Raw genomic sequence first — 22,034 nt, 5'->3', positions numbered from 1 at the left:
GGGCAAGCCTGCCGTTTTAACGAACGTTGGTCTCCAGCGTTTGCTCACGGGTGAAATTAAAGCGAGACACCACGGCAATCTGATCGGCCTTGGCGCGCATGGCTGGACCGAAGTGGCCAAACGGACCGGCAGCGCGGGCAATGGCCTGGGCGCGTGTGTCCAGTTGGCGGTTACCGGAGCCTTGCACAATCTCGGTTTCCAGCACGCGTCCATCGTGATTCACCGTGAGTACCATGACCAGCTCGCCATAGAGCTTTTTGCCGTTGTGCTCGGGAAAGTTTTCCGTGCCTTTGTCCTCGACTTTACGGCGCAGTCCATCGTAGTACACGGCATACACCTCTTCGCGGGTGGCGGGGCTGATGTAGCGCTTTTTGGGGCGGGCGTTTTCTTCGTTAATGCGCTTTTCAATTTCAGCCAGCAGCTTGATGAGCTGCTTGCGTTTTTGCTCCTGTTGCTCGCGGTCTTGCTGGGCAGATTGCTGGCGCGGGTCAAATTGCGGCATGGAAGACAGCTGTTTGCGCAACTGCGTCAGCATGACAGCTTGCTGCTCCTGCATGGCATCCAGCCTTTTCTGGCGCTCTTCAAAATCATCGCCAATGGTTGTGAGTGCAGAGTAGGGGAGCGGGCTACTTGCTCGCCCCTGCGCAGCATCGCCGCCCCCTGCCAATGCGGCCTGGGCGATGGCCTGGGCTTTTTCCGGTCGCTCCTGGGTGTGCGCGTTGACCAGTATCACCTCTAGCGGGGTGTCTTGGAAGACGCGGTTGAATTGCTCTGGCGCAACAAAGCGCACAGTGAGCAAAGCAGCGTGAATGGCAATCGACACCCCCAAGGTGAGGGTGAGAGTAGACATTGAGTGGAACGCGGCAGGAAGTTTCACGAATTGGAATTATCAGCGCTGGTGTTGTCAGCTTCATTGACATCCACCGCAATGGCGATGGGACCTGCTTCGGTCTCATCGTCTTCGGCAACGTCATCAAGCGGAGCATCATCGCTGTCATCGTTGGGGTCGTCCAGCCGTTCTGTCACGGTGCCGTGAATATCCAACGTAATTTCGTCAATTTCGCCCAGTTTGACACGTACACGTGCGCCGCGTGGCAGTCCTTGGGCTCCTGCGATGCTGATAACCAATGGCAGAGTGTCTGCGCGAACCAGGATACCGTTGGGGCCGTTGTCCTTGATGACTGCGGCATCCACTTCTGTGATCTGGTTTTGTTCCAGATACTTCAATGTCCAAAAGCGCTCCATGCCTGCTTGGTAGCCGTTGTAGGCACTGTAAGCGCCGTCAAAGCTGCTGATGATGCCAAACAGTTCGGCGTCCTTGGGCTTGAACGGGGCTGCCAGGGCTGCTGTAGCACCATGGCGGGCACATGCAATGATTTGCCACTGATTGACCAGATCAACATAACGGCGCAGTGGAGAGGTAGCCCATGAATAGCTTTTGACACCAATGCCTGCATGTGGCAAAGCCTTGGTGGACATACGTACCTTCACGCCAGGGGCCATGCTGGCCTGGCTGCGGTAGATGCCGGGCACGCCGATGTCCGCCATCCACGAGCCCCAGGTGCTATTGGCAACGATGGCGGCCTCAGCCACGATCAGGTCCAGCGGAGCACCTCGCTTACGCACGGTGATGCTCACGGTTTCATTGCCTTGGGGTTCGTTGCCGTCATTGCCTTCCAGGCGGAAGGTATAGTCAGGGCGGGAGAAGTTCTCTGGTTTGCCACGCACTTCTTCGCGGCCTGCTTTCAGGTGCAGGGCCAGACGGTGCAAGAACATCAATTCCTGGCGGCGCTCGGCAAGATTGGCCGGAGTGCCTTCCACTTCGAGTTGTGGGTCTGCCAGCCATTGTTCAGTGACGATATGGTCCAGCTTGTCATGGCGGAAGTTGACCACAACAGGCACACGCTCAAGCTTGGTGACTTTTTCTTTCACCTCCAAAGTGGTTTCGTCATAGGTCACGTACAGCGAGACAGCCGGGTTGGCGCGGCCTTCGTCCAGTGTATAGATCTGCACAACTTCATCGGGCAGCATGGTGATTTTGTAGCCTGGCATGTAGACCGTGGACAGGCGCGAGCGGCCCAGCTTGTCGAGGTCGGAGCCGGGCTCGATAGCCAGACCAGGTGCAGCAATGTGAATGCCCAGCGTGACAGAGCCTGTCCCCAGGCCTTGTACCGACAGCGCATCATCGATTTCCGTGGTCATCGAATCGTCGATGGAGTAGGCCTGCACATTGGCCAGCGGCAAATCAGACGGAGGCTGTGGCGCTGTGATTTCCGGGAAACGTGTGCCTTTGGGGAAGTTTTCAAACAGAAAACGCTTCCAGTGAAACTGGTAGGCTGAGTCGATCGCTCCTGCAGCCTGGAGCAACTCCAGCGGCGCTTTTTGCGCGCTGCGGCTGGCTTCGACCACTGCCTTGTACTCAGGCGCGTTTTTGTCAGGCTTGAACAGAATTTTGTAGAGCTGCTCGCGTATGGCTTGCGGGGTGACGCCAGAGACCAGTTCTTGTGCCCAGGCTTCAATTTGCGCCTGGATTTGCTTTTTCTTCTCGATGGCAGCCAAGGCCTGCTGAAGGATTTCTGCAGGCGCTTTCTTGAAGCGACCTTTGCCTGCGCGGCGGAAATAGTGTGGAGCGCCGTAAAGCGCAAACAACATGCCCGCCTGCTCGGCCAGAGGGGCATTCTCTGAGAAATAGTCGCGCGCAATGTCTGCAAAACCAAATTCTTCTTCAGGTGCGAACTCCCACGCCAGATCCAGCTCCACGGTGCTGGCAATGGCTTCTGCCTTGGCAATCAGATCGGCAGGCTCAGGCTTGTCGAACTTGAGCAAGATGTTGGCGGCCTTGACTTTGACACGTTTACCCGTGCCAAGCTCAATTTGGGACGAGGCATCGGCCTCAGACAGGATACGGCCGGCCAAAAATTTACCGGCATCTTCAAACAATGCGTGCATAAGGTGAATTGTCCCATGTCACATATTTCCCCCTGAGGCTGCTTGCCTCGCAGTTTGTGCATGGGTAGGGTGTTGGTGATGAGAGACTGCAGTCCGTGCGGGTATGTATGAGGAGCACGCCAGAGAAAAGGGCGTAGCACCGCACATGGCAGTACCGTCGATGCATGAACTGGGGTGCAGTCAGGCTAGGTCGAGAAAATCGAGTATGCGGGAGAGGTGGATCTCAAAGTCGCTGATGGCATGGTCACCGCCTTCGAGGACAAGCTGTTCTGCTTCCGGATAGCGGGCCACCATTTGACGCCAGTCCAGTACTTCATCGCCTTTGGCAAAGATACCGAGCTGTGCGGCTGTGGCAGGCTGGTCTCGCAAGCTCAGATCGCGCAATTGCTGGATGTATTCGGGTTTGAAAAAAAATGCCTCTTCTGGATTGTGCCAATGGGTTTGCTGGCCAATGTGCTGCGCCAAAGTGTGTTCGGGATACACGGCAGGGTTGAGGAGCACGGATTTGCAGTGTTTCTGGTGTGCCACCCAGGTGGCGTAAAAGCCCCCCAGTGATGATCCCACCACGGCCATTTGTTCTGATGGCCAGTCTTGCACCTCAGCCATGACCATGCTCATGGCTTCTTTGGGGGATGGGGGTAGCTGAGGGCAAAACCACTGCACTTTTGGGTGCTGTGTTTGCACATATTGCGCCATGGTGCGTGCCTTGGTCGACTGCGGCGACGAGCGGAAGCCGTGCAAATACAACAGGTGAGTGGTAGTCATGGTGGCGTTGTTTCTCACAAATTATGGGTGCAGTATGCCGACAGAGAATGGTGGATAGAGTGCTCAGCAGATAATTGCAAGCTATGCCCGCCGAATTCGATAAGCCCAATATTCTTCAACGTATCTTGCCGATGTTTCGCGGCTTTGATCCTATTTTGCTGCTCGTCATTGGCTGGTTGGCAGGCATAGGCCTGCTGGCGATGTACTCGGCAGGATATGACCATGGCACACGTTTTGTCGATCATGGACGCAATATGTTGCTGGCAGCAGCTATTTTGTTTGTGGTGGCCCAGATTCCGCCGCAAAAGTTCATGGCGCTTGCATTGCCTTTATATGCTGTAGGGGTGGCACTGCTAGTGGCAGTGCTGCTGTTTGGCATCACCAAAAAAGGAGCACAGCGCTGGGTCAATATCGGGGTGGTGATTCAGCCTTCTGAAATCATGAAAATTGCTGCTCCGTTTGTGCTGGCGTGGTGGTTTCACCGACGTGAAAGTGCGTTGAGGGCGGCTGATTTCGTGATTGCCTTTGTGCTGTTGGCGTTGCCAGTGGCACTGATCATGAAGCAACCGGATCTGGGAACTTCATTGCTGGTGCTGGCGGCTGGCCTGTCGGTGATCTTTTTCGCGGGATTGCCATGGAAGCTGGTTGTACCTCCTGTAGTGCTGGCAGTGGCAGGTATCACGTGGCTGATCTGGAATGAGCCATGGCTTTGTGTCGATGGTCAAAGCTGGTATTTTTTGCATGACTACCAGCGAACACGCGTCTGTACCCTGCTGGACCCCATGCGCGATCCTTTGGGGCGTGGCTTTCACATCATTCAGGGCATGATTGCTATTGGCTCCGGGGGAGTATGGGGTAAAGGCTTTATGGCTGGTACGCAGACGCACCTGGAATTCATACCGGAGCGCACCACCGATTTCATCTTTGCCGCTTATTCTGAGGAATTTGGCCTGCTGGGCAATCTGGCTTTGATCATTGGCTTCTTGTTGCTGGTCTGGCGAGGCTTGGCAATTGCTGCGAAATCGCAAAACCTGTTTGGACGCCTGATGGCATGCGCGGTGGCGATGATTTTCTTTACCTATGCCTTTGTGAACATGGGCATGGTTAGCGGCATTTTGCCTGTGGTGGGCGTGCCATTGCCCTTCATCAGCTATGGCGGTACAGCCATGGTGACGCTGGGGCTGGCTTTGGGGGTGTTGATGTCCGTGGCACGGTCTCAGCGCTTGTCGCTCGCTGAGCCCAAACATACTTTGTAAAAGTTGGTCAGGATCCGGCGGTCGCTGTTTGAGCCTGCAGTCAGTTGGCGTACAAATGAGGCCTAGGTGCTGCCAATTAATCCCGGCAGTGCCACTTGCATCCCAATTCACACGAGGAGTGTCCCATGGCCGCTAAGTTTGCCCTGAAGAAATCCAAGAACGGCAAATTCTTTTTCAATCTACTGGCTACGAATGGTCAAGCGATTTTGGCCAGCGAAATGTACGAAGCCAAGCCCAGCGCGCTCAACGGTATCGAGTCTGTTCGCAAAAACGGTATCGTTGAAGCACGTTTTGAAAAGCTCAATGCCAAGGATGGCTCACCTTACTTCACACTCAAGGCCACCAATGGTCAAGTGATTGGTCAAAGCGAGATGTACACCACAACTGCGGCGCGTGACAACGGTATCGCATCGGTCATGAAGAACGCTGCTGAGGCGGTGCTGGACGATCAAACCACGGCATCGGCATAACTCGCCACAAGCCATCTCATGGCGGGGTCATGGCAGGCTGCCTAAAATGCTTGTCATGATCTCTCGCGAACCCACCATCGAGCGCCTGGCCACAGCCCGGCAACTGCTGCTTGAGCCTTTTGGCTTGGATGAGTCCCACCTGTCGCGTGCGCTGGCGGAAATCCGCGCCAATCAGGTGGATGATGCAGACCTTTACTTTCAATACACCCGCTCAGAGGGCTGGAGCCTGGAAGAGGGCATCGTGAAAACGGGCTCATTCTCTATCGACCAGGGCGTAGGCGTGCGCGCTGTCAGCGGTGAGAAAACGGCTTTTGCATACTCTGACGACATCTCTGAAGCCTCGCTGCTGGATGCTGCCCGGACGGTGCGTGCTATCTCGGGTAGCCATCAGCAACGCAAGGTGCGCCTTCCCAAGACATCAATTGCTCTCTCGCGTACGCTGTATCCTGGCATTGACCCGATTGCAACGCTTGACAGCACGCAGAAGGTGGAACTGTTGGGCAAAGTGGAGCAACTGGCCCGCGCCAAAGATCCTCGCATTGTGCAAGTGATGGCAGGATTGGCCAGTGAATATGACGTGGTCATGGTGGCGCGTGCAGGCGGTACGTTGGCTGCAGATGTGCGCCCCCTGGTTCGTCTTTCTGTCACAGTGATTGCAGAGCAAGGTGATCGTCGTGAGGTGGGATCATCCGGTGGCGGAGGACGCTTTGGGCTGGCGTACTTCAGTGATGAACAAATCACCACCTATGTGAACGAGGCCGTTGAACAGGCGCTGATTAACCTGGATTCGCGCCCTGCTCCCGCAGGTGAAATGACCGTAGTACTGGGCCCCGGCTGGCCGGGTGTCCTGTTGCATGAAGCCGTGGGCCATGGTCTGGAAGGCGATTTCAACCGCAAGGGGTCGAGTGCTTTCAGTGGCCGAATCGGTGAGCGTGTCGCGGCCAAGGGCGTCACGATTCTCGACGATGGCACATTGGCGGATCGCCGTGGGTCACTGAATGTTGATGATGAAGGCTGCCCCACACAGGCCAATGTGCTGATTGAAGACGGTATCTTGAAAGGCTACATCCAGGACTCGCTCAACGCTCGCTTAATGGGCGTGAAACCCACTGGCAATGGCCGTCGCGAAAGCTATGCGAGCCTGCCCATGCCACGCATGACCAATACCTACATGCTGGGTGGCGACAAGGATCCGCAGGAAATTATTGCGTCCATCAAAAAGGGCCTTTATGCCACCAACTTTGGCGGTGGTCAGGTGGACATTACCAGCGGTAAGTTTGTGTTCTCAGCCAGCCAGGCTTTCTGGGTGGAGAACGGCAAGATTCAATATCCCGTCAAGGGAGCCACTTTGGTGGGCAATGGGCCAGAGTGTATGAAGAAGGTCAGCCTGATCGGCAATGACATGCGTCTGGACAGCGGTGTGGGGACCTGTGGCAAGGAGGGTCAAAGCGTGCCAGTGGGTGTTGGACAACCCACCATGCGCATTGATGGACTGACGGTAGGTGGAACTGCTTAATTTGATTTGTTTTGCAGTTTTGTTGCGATAATTTTTAAAAAGGCTGATTTGTTATTGTGAATCAGCCTTTTTTTGTTGGGTAAATGGAATTTTCCTGAATTTGGTGTGCTTGGTATGTTGCGGCGCACTATTTGAGGTGTTAAAGTCATCCGCCATGCAAGTTCACAGCGCTTTCTATTTTTACTTTTGGTTCTCGGTCCATGGCGGATGAGAGGCAAGCGCTCGAACACACGTACACCCTCCCAAGAAAACCGCCGAAGCTGAATAGCTCGGCGGTTTTTTTATACCCACGTTTTATTTAGGTCGAAGAGGCAGACATGACAAATCAGAACTATGGCGACGCTTGGTATCGCAGCTCGGTCAATCACAAAACAGGACATACCGACGACGAACGTATCAAGGACACCACCGTGCTGCCCCCTCCAGAACATCTGATCCGCTTTTTCCCTATCCATGGCACAGCCATTGAATCGTTGGTTGGAGAGACCCGCCAGACCATTCGCAACATCTTGCATGCCCGTGGAGATGACCGTTTGCTGGTGATTGTTGGTCCATGCTCCATTCATGATCCTGCCGCTGCTTTGGACTATGCACGCCGCCTCGCGGATGTGCGCGAGCAATACAAGGACACATTGGAAGTGGTGATGCGCGTGTACTTCGAAAAGCCTCGCACCACAGTCGGCTGGAAGGGTTTGATCAATGACCCCTACCTCGATGGCAGCTACCGCATCGATGAGGGTTTGCGCATTGCGCGCCAGCTGCTCATTGATATCAATCGTCTGGGCGTGCCCGCCGCCAGTGAGTTTCTGGATGTGATCTCGCCCCAATACATTGGTGATTTGATCAGTTGGGGAGCCATCGGCGCTCGCACAACCGAGAGCCAGATTCACCGTGAACTGGCATCCGGTATCTCGGCTCCCATTGGTTTCAAGAATGGCACGGACGGCAATATCCGTATTGCAACCGACGCCATTCAGTCGGCCAGCCATGGGCACCACTTCCTGTCGGTGCATAAAAATGGCCAGGTAGCTATCGTACATACCGCAGGTAATCCAGACTGCCACGTGATTTTGCGCGGGGGCAAGACACCCAACTACGACGCAGCCAGTGTGGAGGCCGCGTGCGCGGATCTGGAAAAAGCAGGTTTGCCAGCGAGCTTGATGGTGGACTGCAGCCATGCCAACAGCCTCAAGCAGCATGAGCGCCAAAAAGATGTGGTGGCTGATATTGCCGCGCAAATGGCGGCTGGCTCCAGGCGCATCTTTGGCGTGATGCTGGAGAGCCACCTGGTATCAGGGGCGCAGAAATTCACTCCTGGCAAGGATGATGTCCGCGGGCTGAGCTATGGCCAAAGCATCACTGATGCCTGCATTGGATGGGGAGATACTTTGGAAGTGATGGAACAGCTGTCAGGCGCAGTGCAAACGCGCCGGGTTTTGATGGAGCAGGCGCAGGCCGAGTTGACCGTTTAAGGCGAAGTGCCGGGAGCGTTTCTTGAATGCTTTCGGCCAGCAAATGTCTTTGGAGTGACTTTTGCAATCAATGCTTGCTGGTGTTGAATAGTTAGCTCTTATTTTTTACCTTTTTTTGTGGCAATTCAGGGACATCACCGCTTAACTTTTAAACAGCCTGTCGCTAAGCTGTGACCATATTTTTTGGCATTGCTCGCTACCCAGAAAGGCTCCCATGATCAGTGAAGTCATTGTGCAATTGAGTGCAGATCAGCAGTTTCGCACCAATGTGGATCGTCTGCCTCCAATGGGAAATGAGGAAGCGCGGCGTTGGCTGGATTCCCAATTCACGGAGTTGGAATGTGAGCCTTTGCGCCCCAGTGGCAAAGTTCTGCTGGCTGACAAAGTGCTGGTGGTTGCACGTGAAGCTGGGGCACGGCGTTTGGGAGATGAAATGTGGTTTCAGACGTATGCGCGTGCAACGCACGCTGTGCTGGGACGACCCGTGATTAAAGTCGATGTGTCTGCCATGACTGTAACTTACTGATCGCGGTCTGCCCACAGACCCATGGCAATAAAAAAACCGGCTGCATGCAGCCGGTTTTTTTATATCTGAGAGCTACTATTTTCAGGCAGTGCCGAACTTGGCCTGCAGCTGTGCAAGCAATTTGCCATGGATGCCGCCAAAGCCTCCGTTGCTCATGCATACGATCTGATCGCCGGGGCGCACATGGGCCATGACTTGCTCAACCAAAGTGTCTACATTGTCTGCCGTAAAGCCCGCTTCGCCCAAGGGCTCCAAGGCCTCTGCAGCGTTCCAGTCCAGGCCAGCGGTATGGCAGAACGCTAGGTCTGCCTCTTTCAGAGACCAGGGTAGCTGGGCTTTCATGGTGCCCAGCTTCATGGTGTTGCTGCGAGGCTCAAACACGGCCAGGATACGCTGAGTCTGATCCAGTCGCAGTCGCAGACCATCGAGAGTGGTGCGAATGGCGGTAGGGTGGTGGGCAAAGTCATCGTAAACGGTGATGCTGGCCACTGTGCCGCGTAGCTCCATGCGGCGCTTGACGTTGTGAAAGCGTCCCAATGCCTCAGCAGCCACGGTAGGACTGACCCCCACATGCTCTGCTGCTGCAATGGCTGCCAGTGCATTGAGCTGGTTGTGCTCACCCGTCAGCGCCCATTCCACACGGCCCACTTTGCGGTCTTGTTGCAACACGTCAAAAGCGTGGTGTTCACCTTGGGCGGTGAAGTCGCTCACTGTCGCGCCAAAGCTGCGTTGTTCGCTCCAGCAACCTTGGTGCAGCACGCGCACCAAAGCTTCTTCCAGTCCATTGAATACCACGCGACCTGATTGCGGCACGGTGCGCACCAAATGGTGAAACTGGCGCTCAATCGCAGCAAGATCCGGGAAGATATCTGCGTGATCGAATTCGAGGTTGTTGAGTACCGCTGTGCGTGGACGGTAATGCACAAACTTGCTGCGCTTGTCGAAAAAGGCCGTGTCATATTCGTCGGCTTCGATCACAAACAGCGGACGCTCCTGTTCGGGCGCTTTTTGTCCCAGGCGTGCAGACACGCCAAAGTCAAGCGGCACACCTCCGACCAGGAAGCCTGGCGTCAACCCGGCACACTCCAGAATCCACGCCAGCATGGAGGTGGTGGTGGTTTTGCCGTGGGTGCCAGCCACAGCCAGTACATGACGGCCTTGCAAGACATGCTCACTGAGCCACTGAGGTCCACTGGTGTAGGGTAGACCCTGGTCCAGAATGGCTTCCATCAGCGGGAACTTTGGGGAACCATCTTCCAGATGCTTGCGGCTGACCACATTGCCCACCACAAACATGTCGGGTTTGAGAGCCAATTGCTCGGCGCCAAAGCCTTCAATCAGCTCGATGCCCAATGCCCGCAATTGGTCGCTCATGGGAGGGTAGACACCTGCGTCACAGCCGGTAACTGTATGGCCCGCCTCGCGCGCCAGTGCGGCCACACCACCCATGAAAGTGCCGCAAATGCCCAAGATATGAATATGCATGGCTGGGCATTCTAAGGTGCCGGATTGGTGGCTGGAATGCCCTTGCACGCAAGCATTTGCAAATACGAGCCAAGCATGTCAGGACACAAAGAAGGCCAACCTCGTGGGCAGGGCTGCTCTTGAAGTGATCGGGCAGTGTTTGTGAAGCTGATATTGAATAGACCTTGGCGGCTTAGGAATTGGTTCGAGGACTGTTGGCTGCAACTTTTCCATAATGGTGGTTTGATAGCTTTTGCAAGAACATCAGGTATGTATTTATCTACCGCAGCCCAAGAGATTGCCCATACCGCTGCCCGCATGGTCGTGGAGGAAGGGCTGGAGTGGGGGGCAGCCAAGCGCCGGGCTGTCAAGCAGCTTGGGCTTGCCGCGCGTACCGCTTTGCCGGACAACGACACGCTGGAAGCGGCGGTGCGCGAATACATAGAGATTTTTTGTGCAGATACGCAGCCCAAAGAGCTTCGTGCATTGCGTGAACTGGCTTTGGTCTGGATGGAGCGTCTGCAGGAGTTTCGTCCCCATTTGTCGGGCGCGGTCTGGCGTGGTACTGCTACACGCATGTCCGATATTTATATTGGGCTGTTTTGCGATGACTCCAAGTCAGCAGAAATTGCCCTGATCAACCACAACGTTCAGTACGATGTGACGGAGGTGACAGGCTTTAATGGTGAAGCAGTGGATGCGCTCAGCATAAGCAGTCTGTGCCAGCCACTGGGTGAAACCGTGGGTGTGCACCTCATGGTGTATGACTATGACGATTTGCGTGGCGCACTCAAGGCCGATGCACAAGGGCGCCCCCAGCGTGGCGATGTGTCTGCATTGCGTCAATTGCTGATGCAGATGGAGGATGAACAATGAATGGGGAGCAGTCATTTTCTGCACAGCGACGCCGCTGTTTGACGGTGGGCGTGGCATTGGCCGCTGTAGCTGCAGGTGCGACGGTCGCTTGGCAGCAGACCAAGGATATGTCTGGCAATGACGAAGCGGTTCGCGCTTTCTGGGATTTGCAATTGCTGCAAGCAGACGGCACGCAGATGACCTTGTCGTCTCTACGTGGCAAGCCGTTATTGGTGAATTTTTGGGCGACCTGGTGCCCGCCTTGCGTGCGTGAATTGCCAATGATTAATGCCTTTTCAAAGGCGCAGGCGATGCGGGGTCAACATTCGATCCAGGTGTTGGGTATTGCAGTGGATCAGGCAGCTTCGGTCAACAAGTGGCTGGCACGTCAGCCTCTGGACTTTCCGGTGGTTCTGGCGGGATCGGGCGGAGTGGGGCTGACGCGAAGTTTGGGTAATATCAATGGTGGTTTGCCGTTCACCATTCTGTTCGACGCTCAAGGAAAAGTGCAACAGCGTAAAATTGGCGAAATTTCCGAAAAAGACCTTGCACAATGGGCATCAGTTGCTTAGCCAAAAGATCCCGAAGCTTGGTTTTGGATCAAAAAACCGCTTTGTCGATAGCGAAAATTATCATGTGAAGCACGCAGAAGGGCGAATTTAGGGTAAATTCGCGCCCTTATTTAGTTTTTAGCCGTTGGAGCTTCCATGGATCTGCGTAAACTCAAGACCCTTATCGACTTGGTGTCTGAATCGAATGTTTCGGAATTGGAAATCACCGAGGCAGAGGGCAAAGTCCGCATCGTCAAGAGCGGTGGTAACGTAGTGCAGCAATTTGTTGCAGCACCCGTACAAGCTGCTCCCGTGCAAGCCGCCGCTGCTCCCGCTGTCGCTGCAGCACCTGCCGCTGAAGCTGCCGCTCCAGCCGTCGCTGCAGTGACTGGCCACCAAGTGAAGTCGCCAATGGTGGGTAGCTTCTATCGTGCTGCCAGCCCTGGAGCCAAGCCTTTCGTTGAAGTGGGTGACACTGTCAAGGAAGGCGATACCTTGTGCATTATCGAAGCCATGAAGATCTTGAATGAGATCGAGGCTGACAAGTCGGGTACTGTGACCCGCATCCTGGCCGACAACGGCCAAGCTGTGGAATACGGCCAACCGCTGTTCGTGATCGAGTGATATCTGCCTGTGCCCGCAGCCTTGCTCGGGCTGGACGGATTGAACGATTCGCCTCACAAGAGGCGGTGAACAACGAGGACTTCCATGTTTAAGAAAATTTTGGTTGCCAACCGGGGCGAAATTGCTCTGCGCATCCAGCGCGCTTGTCGCGAGATGGGCATCAAGGCCGTAATGGTCTACTCCGAGGCTGACCGTGACGCAAAGTACGTCAAATTGGCCGATGAGGCCGTGTGTATCGGCCCAGCTGCTTCTCCTCTGAGCTACCTGAACATGCCTGCCATCATTTCGGCGGCAGAGGTGACGGACGCAGAGGCAATCCACCCTGGTTATGGCTTTCTGTCCGAGAACGCCGATTTTGCCGAGCGTGTGGAGCAAAGCGGTTTCAAGTTCATTGGTCCAACTGCTGAATCCATCCGCATCATGGGTGACAAGGTTTCGGCCAAGCAGGCAATGATCAAGGCCGGTGTGCCATGTGTGCCCGGTTCGGATGGCGAGCTGCCCGATGATCCCGCGCAAATCAAGCGCATTGCCAAGGCCATTGGTTACCCTGTGATCATCAAGGCCGCAGGCGGCGGCGGTGGACGCGGTATGCGTGTGGTGCACACCGAAGCTGCTTTGGTGAATGCTGTGCAGATGACCAAGGCAGAAGCCGGCGCTGCGTTCGGCAATCCTGCGGTGTACATGGAGAAATTTCTCCAGAACCCCCGCCACGTTGAAATTCAGGTGCTGGCAGATACTCACAGGAATGCCGTGTATTTGGGCGAACGTGATTGCTCCATGCAGCGTCGCCACCAGAAGGTCATTGAAGAAGCTCCTGCGCCTGGCATTCCTCGCCGTTTGGTGGAGAAGGTCGGTGAGCGCTGTGTAGCCGCTTGCAAGAAGATCGGTTATCGCGGTGCGGGTACATTCGAGTTCCTCTACGAAAACGGGGAGTTCTACTTCATCGAGATGAATACTCGCGTGCAGGTTGAGCACCCAGTGACCGAAATGATCACCGGTGTGGACATCGTGCGTACGCAGATCATGGTTGCGGCTGGCGAAAAGCTGCCTTTCACTCAGCGTGAAATCAACAACCAGATGCGTGGTCACGCAATCGAGTGCCGTATCAATGCGGAAGATCCGTATAACTTCATGCCTTCGCCTGGCCGTGTGAACATGTGGCACATGCCTGGCGGCCCTGGTGTGCGTGTGGACTCGCACGTGTATAACAACTACTTCGTGCCACCAAACTACGACTCCATGATCGGCAAGCTGATTGTGTTTGGCGATACCCGCGAGCAGGCCTTGGCCCGCATGCGTACCGCCCTGTCGGAAGTGGTTGTTGAAGGTATCAAGACCAATGTGCCTTTGCACCAGGACTTGATGGTGGACGCCAAGTTTGCAGAAGGCGGCACCAATATTCACTATCTGGAGCACTGGCTGGAGCAGCGCCAGAAGCGCTAATTTCCAGTCATTGATGACCAGCCATGCTGGCCCCTGGAAACGGGGGCCAGCATTTCGTTTTTAAAAGCTTGAAGGAGCTGCCTCATGCATGAGCTCAGCCTAATGTGCCCGGAACAGCGGGTGGAAGATGTGAGCGACGCGCTCGATGCACTGGATGCGCTGAGCGTATCGGTCGAGGATATGGACGCGCAAACTGAGTCCGAGCAGCCGTTGTTCGGCGAACCAGGCATGCCTGCGCCCAAGGAAGGCTGGAATCGCAGTCGGATCGTGGCACTGTTTCCCAATGAAGAGGCTGCAGTGCAAGCGCAGGCCTTGCTGCAACTGCAAGACTTTTTCGAGGGTTGTGAGGTGCTGGGCATCCAGGAAGTAGAGCAGCAAGACTGGGTGCGATTGACACAATCACAGTTCCAGCCTGTAGATATCACTCCGGAGTTCTGGATTGTGCCGACCTGGCATGAGCTGCCAGAAGGCGCCAAGATCAGTATCCGTTTGGACCCGGGACTGGCTTTTGGTACCGGCACGCACCCCACAACGCGTATGTGCCTGCGCTGGATTGCCAAGCAGCCTAAAGGTTCGCTGGGACGTACGCTGGACTATGGTTGTGGCTCCGGCATTTTGGCCATTGGTGCAGCCAAGTTTGGTGCTCAAGACATTGATGCCGTGGACATTGATGAAGATGCGGTCACATCGTGCGAACTCAATGCCCAGGCCAATCAAGTGACGCTGAATGCTGGCCTGCCAGACAAGGTCCGGGGTGAATACCAGACCGTGCTGGCCAATATTCTGGCCACCCCGCTGAAGATGCTGGCTCCTTTGCTGGTGAGCCATGTGCAGGCAGGTGGTCATCTTGTGCTGGCAGGTATCCTGGAGCGTCAGGCTGACGAACTCAAGCAAGCTTACGCGCCGTATATCCAGCTGGATGTCTCGGACAGTGAGGATGGCTGGATTTTGATGACTGCACGTAAGGCCTAATTGCTGTTCGGCACGCCAGAGGCGCTCAGGTCACTGACGCTCTGGCGCGTTGCTTGCATCACCTCCTACAATTGACGCTCAATGAGGCTCATTACCTGCTGTCCCGCTTGTGGCACCAAATTTCGTGTGGTTGCCGATCAACTGCGCATCTCCGATGGCTGGGTGCGCTGTGGGCGCTGCCAGGAAATTTTTGATGCAAGCCAGGCGTTGGAAGAGATACCGTCAGAGGCATCTGCTGCTGTAGCTGCAAGAGCAGATGTTCCAACATCTGATCCTGATGTCGATGCTGCTGAGAGTGTCTCTCAATCCGCAGAGACAGCGGAGCTTGCCCATGGTGATAGAGCTTTGCCGGACCCGGAGCCCATCTCTTCGACGGGTTATGAATTGCCTGCGCCACCCGAGGACCCAGAGGAAACATGGCTGGATGCGCCTGTCGATGTGGACGATGAAATCTGGAAGTCAGGTTCAATTGCTCAGCGCATGGAGAGCGTGAGGGAGTCCAATGAACCTGATCCTGAAGAGGCGCTGACGGCAAAAGAACCTGCTGTGGAGTCGCCATTGGGCGCTGCTTCAGCATTGCCTGAGGACGAAGAGTCAGTTTGGGAGGCTGAGGCACAACGGAGTAAAGATCCTGCTCTCGACGAATCTGGGCACCCTGAGGCGGATGCTGCGGAGGATGCGCTTCGCCATGCGGATCTGGTGGTTGATGAGCAAGAAGGTGTAGAGCCGCCCTCAGGTGAGATGGTGCAAGGCATACCTCTTCCCAGCTTTGTCAAACAAGCGCAGCGCAAGGCATGGTGGAGCAAACCTGCAGTGCGCTTTGTGACGGCGGTGGGAGTGATTGTGCTGTTCATGGCTTTGCTGCTGCAAATTGCTTTGCATGAGCGCAACACCCTGGTGGCCTGGAAGCCGCAGTGGCGCGCTTCATTTGAAAGCTTGTGCGCAGTGATGCGCTGCGAGTTGGCTCCGCGTAAACACATCGCTTCGGTACTAGTGACGGGTTCATCATTTACCCATGATGCGCGACCCAATCACTACCGCCTGGATATCAGCATCCACAATCAGTCAGCTCTGTCGGTGGCGACTCCTGCTGTGGAGCTGACCCTGACCGATGGGCAAAACCAGGTTCTGGTGCGCAAGGTGCTTGATTTGACAGAAATTGGCGCGCCTGCGGAGCTTGCTGCACGTAGTGAGTGGAATGGCACCTTGCCAGTGATGACTCAAGGCCTGAATTTGCCGGTATCTGGATACCGGGTAACGGCCTTCTATCCCTGATTTTTATTGTGAGAACGGAAGTTTGACTATGGCAGCCCTGATCTGTGGCTCTTTGGCTTTTGACACCATCATGAGCTTTGAAGGCAAGTTTGCAAGCCAGATATTGCCCGAGCAACTGCACATTCTGAATGTGTCGTTTTTGGTGCCATCGCTGCGCCGCGACTTTGGAGGTTGTGCCGGCAATATTGCCTACAGCTTGAAGCTGCTGGGTGGCGACCCGTTGCCCATGGCAACTGTAGGTGAGGATGGTGCTTCCTACATCGGTCGCATGAAAGCGCAAGGGATTCAGACGCGCTATGTGCAGCAGCTTGATGACAGCTACACCGCGCAAGCCATGATCATGACCGACAAGGACAACAACCAGATCACGGCCTTTCACCCCGGAGCCATGACCGAGGCCCATGTGAATGTGATTGATGGCAGCGAGGGCGCGGCACTGGGCATTGTTTCGCCAGATGGCCGTGATGCCATGCTCCAGCACAGCGCGCAGCTCAAAGCTTGCGGCATTCCCTTTGTGTTCGATCCGGGCCAAGGCCTGCCCATGTTCAATGGGGAGGAACTGCTGGCCTTTGTAGAGCAAGCCACCTGGATCACGGTCAATGACTATGAGGCCAAGATGCTGTGCGACCGCACAGGTCTGGATTTGGCTGCGCTGTCGCACAAGGTCAAGGGTTTGGTGGTCACGCTGGGTGAGCAAGGCTGTGAAGTTTGGGAGCAGGGCAGCAAGACTTTGGTGGCTCCGGTAAAGGCGCAGCAAGTGGTAGACCCCACGGGTTGTGGTGATGCATGGCGTGGCGCTTTGCTGTATGGACTGGAAAAGGGCTGGCCATTGAGCAAGTGCGCGGCTTTGGGTAACCGCGTCGGTGCTATCAAGGTAGCCACCAAGGGGCCACAAAATTATGTGCTGGACTTTGATCCAGCCACATTCGAGGCGTGAGAGCTGAGCGATATTGAATAAGAGGAGCGCTGTGGTGCTCCTTTTTTATATGGATCTACCAATGTACGTATGAGAAAGCAATACCACTTTCGCCCTGGCGCGCACGGGCTTCAGGCATGGGACGTGCACAAGCTGATAGCAGCAACTGCGGAACTGCAGCCCGAGATATTGCCATTGGCAGGGGTACAGGAGCTGGACGAGACGTATTGGTACGAAACGGATGGCTCAATGCCAACATGCCGCTCGCTGGCTGAGCATATGCGCCTGGTTCAGGATGCGGACCTGTCTTATCCCATCATCATTGGCCCAGAAGGTAGAGTCATGGACGGCATGCACCGTGTAGTGAAGGCGCTTTTGGAAGGGCGACAGCAAATCCTCGCATACCGTTTGCGTGTATTGCCAGCTCCGGATTACGTAGGAGTTGCTCCTGATGATTTGCCTTACGAACATGAGGCTTCAGCATAAAAAAGCAGCACCATGGGCGCTGCTTGTGCATGGCTTGTGAAGGTTGCGCTTACTGCCGTGCAGAGCGCACATTGCTGGGTAATGCCATCGGATGGCTGGTGCGCAGTGGGTTGATGTCCAAGCCGCCGCGCCTTGTGTAGCGTGCGTAGACGCTGAGTCTCATCGGTCGGCATTGGCGGCTGATGTCCATGAAAATGCGCTCCACGCATTGTTCGTGGAATTCGTTGTGGTTGCGAAAGCTCACGATATAGCGCAGCAGGCTTTCCTGGTCGATGGCGGCACCGGTGTAGCTGATCTGCACGCTACCCCAGTCGGGCTGGCCTGTGACAAGACAATTGCTTTTGAGCAAGTGGCTGACCAGAGTTTCTGTAACCGGTGGATTTTCGTGATCGGCCTTAAGCAGTTCAGGACGTGGCGTGTAGTCGCTGCATTCAATGTCCAGACGGTCAAGGTTCAGGCCTTCGAGCTCCTGGACTTTCTGGAATTCAAAGCTCTCTTGTGCAATCACGCGCACACTGGCAGAAGATTGGCGCGCAGGCGCACCACGCCACAGGGCTTCGTTAATGTCGTCGCGCAGGATCGCCTGCACAGCTTCCAGATTGTCAAAACGGCTGTTGTTAAAGCTGTTCAGATAGAGCTTGAAGGATTTGCTCTCAATGATGTTCGGCGTCTCACAAGGAATCGTGAAATGCGCCAGCGCCACCTGAGGCTTGCCGCGTTGATTGAGCCACGACAGCTCAAAAGCGGTCCAGAGATCGGCGCCAAAAAAAGGCAAGGCACTGTGAATGCCAATTTCTTCGCGCTTGCTGCTGCGTGGAATGGGGAAGAGCAGGCTTGGATCGTACTGATCGGCATAGGCAGAGCTTTTGCCCAGCTGGGAGAGTTCGGGAGTATTCATAGATTTGGTCACGACAGGAGCTTGCACGGCAGCGCTGATCGCTGATTGTGCAGCGGAACCGATTTGGTGTTGCTGAATAGGCGATTGCAAGTGATCGTCTTGCTTGTTCTGGGCTTGTCCATGCGGGGATGGGCGAGCAGGGGTTGTCCGGCGGCAATCAACGGGCAGTTGATGACTATCTACAGAGCAGTCTCAGAAGCACATTTATCCGTCCAGCATAGCAAAGTACTCATCAGGCGCTCAGCCTTGCCTGTCTGCAGTGGCGCAAGAACACCATGCCTATTCCTTGACCTGACGCCGCTTCTGAGGGTTTCTCCTTGGACCACATCCATCTATGGGCGGTGCAATCCACATTGTGGCAATGCCCCCACCATTATCTTGAAACGAAATAGCCTGCATTGGCAACCTAACCAAGTGCCTTTATGAAGGCGCTGCACAAATACCAACTATTCCATTGCTCTGGCACCTTGGCGCAGCGAGCTTTTAATTGCATTGCAGCCTGCAAAATGGGATGTTCCCAGTCATGTCACTGCGGAGTGTTTTTGCTGCGAGGCTGGGCTTTGTATTGCCCACACAAATGGAGATTTGATCGTGACGTGACTCGCAGAAGATGGTACACGCGCACCTTGCCTATTTGGCGTTGTCTTATCTAGGTGTGCTTAAAGCTTGGCTGTGTTGCAAGTCAATGTACAGCGCTGCTGCCGCGTGAGGAGGTGGAGGATCAGCTCTATTCAAGCGACGTTCAGATACGATGTCTGAGCCCGGCCCTCATGTGCCCGATGTCTGTAGCACATCGTTTCCAACCGGATCTCAATTCGGCTGTGGCTGTACGCAGCGTATTGAAGTTAATCACAGTTTTCGGGAATGAGCTGCAGGCCTGAGAAAAGCCTCGAATTGATTTTGCCAGGATGTGTTTATCAGCTGAGCTGCTGATTGAGTATATCTAGCAGTTGATGTCACAAATCGAGCCAAAGTAGTCCATCGCATATTTTCACCAGCGCCCCAGCCTTAGTTCAAGACCTGCTTCCGATGGCAAAGAGTAGATTGTTGTAGGAATACTTCTTTGACGATGTGTTATGCCAGCATGATGCATAATTTAATATCGATGAATTAATATTTTATTGACAATTAAATGCAGTTGGCGGATTTTATATGCTCGGAACTTATCTGGCCGTAACTGCGTATCGTTGTGCAGGCTCTTGCTGAAGCTATCGCATGTACATCAACGACTGGTCTTTCCTTTTTGTCGTATCGACGATTCTTCTAACTCCTGGTCCAACCAACACACTTCTCGCATCCTCTGGAATCAGTACAGGATTACGCAAGTCCTTGATGCTCTTGCCCTGTGAGTGTCTCGGGTACTTAGCCGCGACAAGCCTATGGGGCGTAGTGTTCAACACTGTTGCAGGAAACTATTCATTTGTTATTAATCTCATCAAGATTGCAAGCGGGCTATACATAGCCAGGCTTGGCCGGAAGCTTTGGCTACATAGTGCTTTTGAACCGCAAGATACATCACAGCCTGCAATTCGTGGCCCGCAGCTATTTTTAGCTACCTTGCTCAATCCGAAAGCAGCCATCTTTGCCATGGCGCTCTTCCCTGCCCAAACTTGGAGTTCTGTCAACAATTACGCTCGTGTCATGGCCAGTTTCCTAGCTTTAGTTGCTGCGATAGGCGTTATCTGGATTGGGTTTGGCTCTGCACTTATGAGTGGGAGAATCCAATGGCTTGACCCCAGGGTATTTCAACGGCTTGCTACTCTGACACTCTTTGGATTCTCTGGATGGCTGATCTTGAGCGGTCTATTCGGCTAGAGATTGATGACTCTTTATGTACGGCTCAAGACGGTCAGAGTTAATAGGTCGGTTCAGCTAGAGTTGGCACAGGCAGCCACCAAGCCTACCGGACTATGCAGACAATCACTGAAACTCACGCTCGCGCAGCCACTTGGTGGCAATCCATTTTTCGCCTGCAATGACGGGGTCTCCTCCGTGCAGGGTCAAGGTGTTCACTTCTGGCTGCGGGTAGGCAAAAAATACGGCATGGCCTTTGCGCGGGTGCACACGCAGCAAGGATTCCGGGAAAAAGGTACATCCTCCTGACGGTAGGTCGTTGAGGTAGATGACGAGCGTTCCAACACGTTGTCCGCCGCGTTGCAGTATGGCTTGGCTACTGGGCTCCTTGGGGTTGAAGTAATCGTGATGCGGCTTGTATTGCGCTCCGGGCTGGTAGCGCAATAGCTGCAAGCCTTCACCATTTTCAATCGGCCAACGCAGCAGGGTGGCAATGCGTGCTTCCAGGCGAGCAACCACGGTGGTTTGCCCACGGCTGAAGAACATGCCACTGCTGGTGCGGTCAGGGTTGATTTCCTCCTGACTGGACAGAGTGGCAACTGTTCTGGAACGCGCCATGTGGGGTTGGGCGTCGGCAATCAGCTGATCGCATTCAGCGTCTGAGAGCAGATTGCCAAACAGCACAATGTCAGGTTTTTGCATGGATAGCAGCACATGGACCTGCCGATCGCCTACATCAATCACATTGGGGGATTTGTCCAAATTCGGTCCAGGCATGCGTTGGGTAGCCGTTGATCGTGGCGCAGGCTGTGTGCAGACAGTGATGGCAGATTGCGCAATATGTGCTGCCCAGCCTGTGTCCAGGAGGCTTTTGTGCAAAACCGTGGGGGCATGGCCTGCGGCCAGCTGGGTCGTCAGCCACAGCATGAGGGCGGGGGTGCTGCCAGGGACTTGGGCAGACAACTGTTCCAAAGACTGTGACAAGGCAATCTCCTCACGCAATGGGGACTGGCTAGGGCAGGACTTTAAGCAGCATTGCGCCTAAAGACCAGGCGGTTGGGATTTGAGACTTCTGGGGCGTAAGCGTAACCTGCCACGTCAAAAGCCATCAACTGTTCTGGCTGAGTCAGCTGGTGCTGAATGGCGTAACGAGCCATCAATCCACGTGCATGCTTGGCGTGGAAGCTGATGATTTTGTACTTGCCGCCTTTGTAGTCTTCAAACACACATTCCACCACGCGTGCCTTGAGGTGTTTGAGATCCACCGACTTGAAGTACTCCTGCGAGGCCAGGTTGATGACCGCAGATGGCTTGTCATTTGCCTGACGTTCGTTGATCAGCTGGGCAATGCGAGAGCCCCAGAACTGGTAGAGGTTGCTGCCTTTCGCATTAGACAGTCGCGTTCCCATTTCCAGGCGGTAAGGTTGCATCCAGTCCAACGGGCGCAGTGCACCATACAGGCCGCTCAACATGAGGATGTGTTCTTGTGCCCAGGCAATTTCTTTGGCGCTGAGCGAGTAGGCGTCCAGACCCTCATACACATCACCATTGAAGGCGAACAGGGCTTGTCGTGAGTTATCGGCAGTGAACTCGGGTTGCCAGGCTGCATAACGCGCAACATTCAACTGAGCCAGCTTGTCGCTGATGGACATCAGTGCACCGACATCTTGTGGTGCCAGTTTGCGCAGAATTTCAATCAATTCGGACGACTGTTCAATGAACGGAGGCAAGGTGTGCGCCAGTCCTTGAGGTAGAGCGCGTTCGTAATCCAAAGATTTGGCGGGGGAGAGCAAAAAAAGCAT

At 54.8% G+C, this 22,034-nt stretch carries 22 protein-coding genes; 14 read left to right on the top strand and 8 right to left on the bottom strand.

The window, feature by feature from the left end; genetic code table 11:
- Nucleotides 1-16: 16 nt before the first annotated feature.
- From QEP11_RS02015 to QEP11_RS02005, 3 genes are all read right to left on the bottom strand, one after another.
- The gene (locus QEP11_RS02015; protein WP_284334900.1) at nt 17-877 is read right to left on the bottom strand and encodes an energy transducer TonB; all 861 of its coding nucleotides are present in this window, start codon (nt 875-877) and stop codon (nt 17-19) included.
- Nucleotides 874-2,949: an RNB domain-containing ribonuclease gene (locus QEP11_RS02010; RefSeq protein ID WP_284334899.1), complete on the bottom strand. Its 2,076-nt coding sequence runs from the start codon at nt 2,947-2,949 to the stop codon at nt 874-876. The genes QEP11_RS02015 and QEP11_RS02010 overlap by 4 nt, the downstream gene beginning before the upstream one ends.
- Before the next feature lie 180 nt (nt 2,950-3,129).
- Complete coding sequence (locus QEP11_RS02005) at nt 3,130-3,714, bottom strand: YqiA/YcfP family alpha/beta fold hydrolase (RefSeq protein ID WP_284334898.1); 585 nt, start codon at nt 3,712-3,714, stop codon at nt 3,130-3,132.
- 83 nt (nt 3,715-3,797) lie between these two features.
- On the opposite strand from QEP11_RS02005, the gene rodA reads away from it, so the two are divergent.
- From rodA to tldD, 3 genes are all read left to right on the top strand, one after another.
- A complete protein-coding gene (rodA, locus tag QEP11_RS02000) occupies nt 3,798-4,970 on the top strand; it encodes a rod shape-determining protein RodA (RefSeq protein WP_284334897.1) in 1,173 nt (390 codons plus the stop codon).
- Nucleotides 4,971-5,095: 125 nt separating this feature from the next.
- Nucleotides 5,096-5,440: a YegP family protein gene (locus tag QEP11_RS01995; RefSeq protein WP_284334896.1), complete on the top strand. Its 345-nt coding sequence runs from the start codon at nt 5,096-5,098 to the stop codon at nt 5,438-5,440.
- A gap of 55 nt (nt 5,441-5,495) precedes the next feature.
- Nucleotides 5,496-6,956 (top strand): metalloprotease TldD, encoded by a 1,461-nt coding sequence (gene tldD / locus QEP11_RS01990; protein WP_284334895.1) that lies wholly within the window; start codon nt 5,496-5,498, stop codon nt 6,954-6,956.
- On the opposite strand, the gene QEP11_RS01985 is transcribed toward tldD, so the two are convergent.
- Nucleotides 6,953-7,186, bottom strand: a complete 234-nt coding sequence (locus tag QEP11_RS01985) for a hypothetical protein (protein WP_284334894.1) — start codon at nt 7,184-7,186, stop codon at nt 6,953-6,955. The genes tldD and QEP11_RS01985 overlap by 4 nt on opposite strands.
- Nucleotides 7,187-7,273: 87 nt before the next feature.
- Between QEP11_RS01985 and QEP11_RS01980 the strand changes: the two genes are divergently transcribed.
- Together QEP11_RS01980 and QEP11_RS01975 are read left to right on the top strand one after the other, a co-directional pair.
- Nucleotides 7,274-8,428, top strand: coding sequence for a 3-deoxy-7-phosphoheptulonate synthase (locus tag QEP11_RS01980; RefSeq protein WP_284334893.1), 1,155 nt, complete (start codon nt 7,274-7,276; stop codon nt 8,426-8,428).
- Nucleotides 8,429-8,642: 214 nt separating this feature from the next.
- On the top strand, nt 8,643-8,954 hold the full coding sequence (locus tag QEP11_RS01975) for a hypothetical protein (RefSeq protein WP_284334892.1): 312 nt from the start codon (nt 8,643-8,645) through the stop codon (nt 8,952-8,954).
- Nucleotides 8,955-9,035: 81 nt separating this feature from the next.
- On the opposite strand, the gene mpl is transcribed toward QEP11_RS01975, so the two are convergent.
- Nucleotides 9,036-10,439: a UDP-N-acetylmuramate:L-alanyl-gamma-D-glutamyl-meso-diaminopimelate ligase gene (gene mpl / locus QEP11_RS01970; RefSeq protein WP_284334891.1), complete on the bottom strand. Its 1,404-nt coding sequence runs from the start codon at nt 10,437-10,439 to the stop codon at nt 9,036-9,038.
- 249 nt (nt 10,440-10,688) lie between these two features.
- On the opposite strand from mpl, the gene QEP11_RS01965 reads away from it, so the two are divergent.
- The 8 genes from QEP11_RS01965 (at nt 10,689) to QEP11_RS01930 (ending at nt 17,540) form a co-directional block, all read left to right on the top strand.
- Nucleotides 10,689-11,294: a hypothetical protein gene (locus QEP11_RS01965; RefSeq protein ID WP_284334890.1), complete on the top strand. Its 606-nt coding sequence runs from the start codon at nt 10,689-10,691 to the stop codon at nt 11,292-11,294.
- Nucleotides 11,291-11,845, top strand: coding sequence for a TlpA family protein disulfide reductase (locus QEP11_RS01960; RefSeq protein WP_284334889.1), 555 nt, complete (start codon nt 11,291-11,293; stop codon nt 11,843-11,845). The genes QEP11_RS01965 and QEP11_RS01960 overlap by 4 nt, the downstream gene beginning before the upstream one ends.
- Before the next feature lie 135 nt (nt 11,846-11,980).
- Entirely contained in the window at nt 11,981-12,448 is a 468-nt protein-coding gene (gene accB / locus QEP11_RS01955) for an acetyl-CoA carboxylase biotin carboxyl carrier protein (RefSeq protein ID WP_284334888.1), read from the top strand.
- A gap of 84 nt (nt 12,449-12,532) precedes the next feature.
- The gene (gene accC, locus QEP11_RS01950; RefSeq protein ID WP_284334887.1) at nt 12,533-13,891 is read left to right on the top strand and encodes an acetyl-CoA carboxylase biotin carboxylase subunit; all 1,359 of its coding nucleotides are present in this window, start codon (nt 12,533-12,535) and stop codon (nt 13,889-13,891) included.
- 84 nt (nt 13,892-13,975) lie between these two features.
- Complete coding sequence (gene prmA / locus QEP11_RS01945) at nt 13,976-14,863, top strand: 50S ribosomal protein L11 methyltransferase (RefSeq protein WP_284334885.1); 888 nt, start codon at nt 13,976-13,978, stop codon at nt 14,861-14,863.
- 81 nt (nt 14,864-14,944) lie between these two features.
- Entirely contained in the window at nt 14,945-16,138 is a 1,194-nt protein-coding gene (locus QEP11_RS01940; RefSeq protein WP_284334884.1) for a zinc-ribbon and DUF3426 domain-containing protein, read from the top strand.
- Between the two features lie 28 nt (nt 16,139-16,166).
- Entirely contained in the window at nt 16,167-17,075 is a 909-nt protein-coding gene (locus QEP11_RS01935) for a carbohydrate kinase family protein (RefSeq protein ID WP_284334883.1), read from the top strand.
- A gap of 69 nt (nt 17,076-17,144) precedes the next feature.
- Nucleotides 17,145-17,540, top strand: coding sequence for a hypothetical protein (locus QEP11_RS01930; RefSeq protein WP_284334882.1), 396 nt, complete (start codon nt 17,145-17,147; stop codon nt 17,538-17,540).
- A 49-nt stretch (nt 17,541-17,589) separates the two neighbouring features.
- On the opposite strand, the gene queF is transcribed toward QEP11_RS01930, so the two are convergent.
- A complete protein-coding gene (gene queF, locus QEP11_RS01925; RefSeq protein ID WP_284334881.1) occupies nt 17,590-18,438 on the bottom strand; it encodes an NADPH-dependent 7-cyano-7-deazaguanine reductase QueF in 849 nt (282 codons plus the stop codon).
- 1,215 nt (nt 18,439-19,653) lie between these two features.
- Here queF and QEP11_RS01920 point away from each other — a divergent pair.
- On the top strand, nt 19,654-20,253 hold the full coding sequence (locus tag QEP11_RS01920) for a LysE family translocator (RefSeq protein WP_284334880.1): 600 nt from the start codon (nt 19,654-19,656) through the stop codon (nt 20,251-20,253).
- A 105-nt stretch (nt 20,254-20,358) separates the two neighbouring features.
- Here QEP11_RS01920 and QEP11_RS01915 read toward each other — a convergent pair whose 3' ends face one another.
- Together QEP11_RS01915 and yaaA are read right to left on the bottom strand one after the other, a co-directional pair.
- The gene (locus tag QEP11_RS01915; protein ID WP_284334879.1) at nt 20,359-21,216 is read right to left on the bottom strand and encodes a 2OG-Fe(II) oxygenase; all 858 of its coding nucleotides are present in this window, start codon (nt 21,214-21,216) and stop codon (nt 20,359-20,361) included.
- Between the two features lie 41 nt (nt 21,217-21,257).
- Nucleotides 21,258-22,034 (bottom strand): peroxide stress protein YaaA, encoded by a 777-nt coding sequence (yaaA, locus tag QEP11_RS01910; protein WP_284334878.1) that lies wholly within the window; start codon nt 22,032-22,034, stop codon nt 21,258-21,260.

This window comes from Comamonas halotolerans (assembly GCF_030162935.1).
GTDB classification, from domain to species: Bacteria; Pseudomonadota; Gammaproteobacteria; order Burkholderiales; family Burkholderiaceae_C; genus Comamonas; species Comamonas halotolerans.
Note: the sequence above shows the minus strand (reverse complement) of the source record. Positions and strands in the feature narration are given on the sequence as shown.

Bases quoted from the DNA above. Each gene is read 5' to 3' on its own strand.
- QEP11_RS02010 (WP_284334899.1), bottom strand. From the start codon at position 2,949: ATGCACGCATTGTTTGAAGATGCCGGTAAATTTTTGGCCGGCCGTATC.
- QEP11_RS02005 (WP_284334898.1), bottom strand. From the start codon at position 3,714: ATGACTACCACTCACCTGTTGTATTTGCACGGCTTCCGCTCGTCGCCG.
- rodA (WP_284334897.1), top strand. From the start codon at position 3,798: ATGCCCGCCGAATTCGATAAGCCCAATATTCTTCAACGTATCTTGCCG.
- QEP11_RS01995 (WP_284334896.1), top strand. From the start codon at position 5,096: ATGGCCGCTAAGTTTGCCCTGAAGAAATCCAAGAACGGCAAATTCTTT.
- tldD (WP_284334895.1), top strand. From the start codon at position 5,496: ATGATCTCTCGCGAACCCACCATCGAGCGCCTGGCCACAGCCCGGCAA.
- QEP11_RS01980 (WP_284334893.1), top strand. From the start codon at position 7,274: ATGACAAATCAGAACTATGGCGACGCTTGGTATCGCAGCTCGGTCAAT.
- QEP11_RS01975 (WP_284334892.1), top strand. From the start codon at position 8,643: ATGATCAGTGAAGTCATTGTGCAATTGAGTGCAGATCAGCAGTTTCGC.
- mpl (WP_284334891.1), bottom strand. From the start codon at position 10,439: ATGCATATTCATATCTTGGGCATTTGCGGCACTTTCATGGGTGGTGTG.
- QEP11_RS01965 (WP_284334890.1), top strand. From the start codon at position 10,689: ATGTATTTATCTACCGCAGCCCAAGAGATTGCCCATACCGCTGCCCGC.
- QEP11_RS01960 (WP_284334889.1), top strand. From the start codon at position 11,291: ATGAATGGGGAGCAGTCATTTTCTGCACAGCGACGCCGCTGTTTGACG.
- accB (WP_284334888.1), top strand. From the start codon at position 11,981: ATGGATCTGCGTAAACTCAAGACCCTTATCGACTTGGTGTCTGAATCG.
- accC (WP_284334887.1), top strand. From the start codon at position 12,533: ATGTTTAAGAAAATTTTGGTTGCCAACCGGGGCGAAATTGCTCTGCGC.
- prmA (WP_284334885.1), top strand. From the start codon at position 13,976: ATGCATGAGCTCAGCCTAATGTGCCCGGAACAGCGGGTGGAAGATGTG.
- QEP11_RS01940 (WP_284334884.1), top strand. From the start codon at position 14,945: ATGAGGCTCATTACCTGCTGTCCCGCTTGTGGCACCAAATTTCGTGTG.
- QEP11_RS01935 (WP_284334883.1), top strand. From the start codon at position 16,167: ATGGCAGCCCTGATCTGTGGCTCTTTGGCTTTTGACACCATCATGAGC.
- QEP11_RS01930 (WP_284334882.1), top strand. From the start codon at position 17,145: ATGAGAAAGCAATACCACTTTCGCCCTGGCGCGCACGGGCTTCAGGCA.
- queF (WP_284334881.1), bottom strand. From the start codon at position 18,438: ATGAATACTCCCGAACTCTCCCAGCTGGGCAAAAGCTCTGCCTATGCC.
- QEP11_RS01920 (WP_284334880.1), top strand. From the start codon at position 19,654: ATGTACATCAACGACTGGTCTTTCCTTTTTGTCGTATCGACGATTCTT.
- yaaA (WP_284334878.1), bottom strand. From the start codon at position 22,034: ATGCTTTTTTTGCTCTCCCCCGCCAAATCTTTGGATTACGAACGCGCT.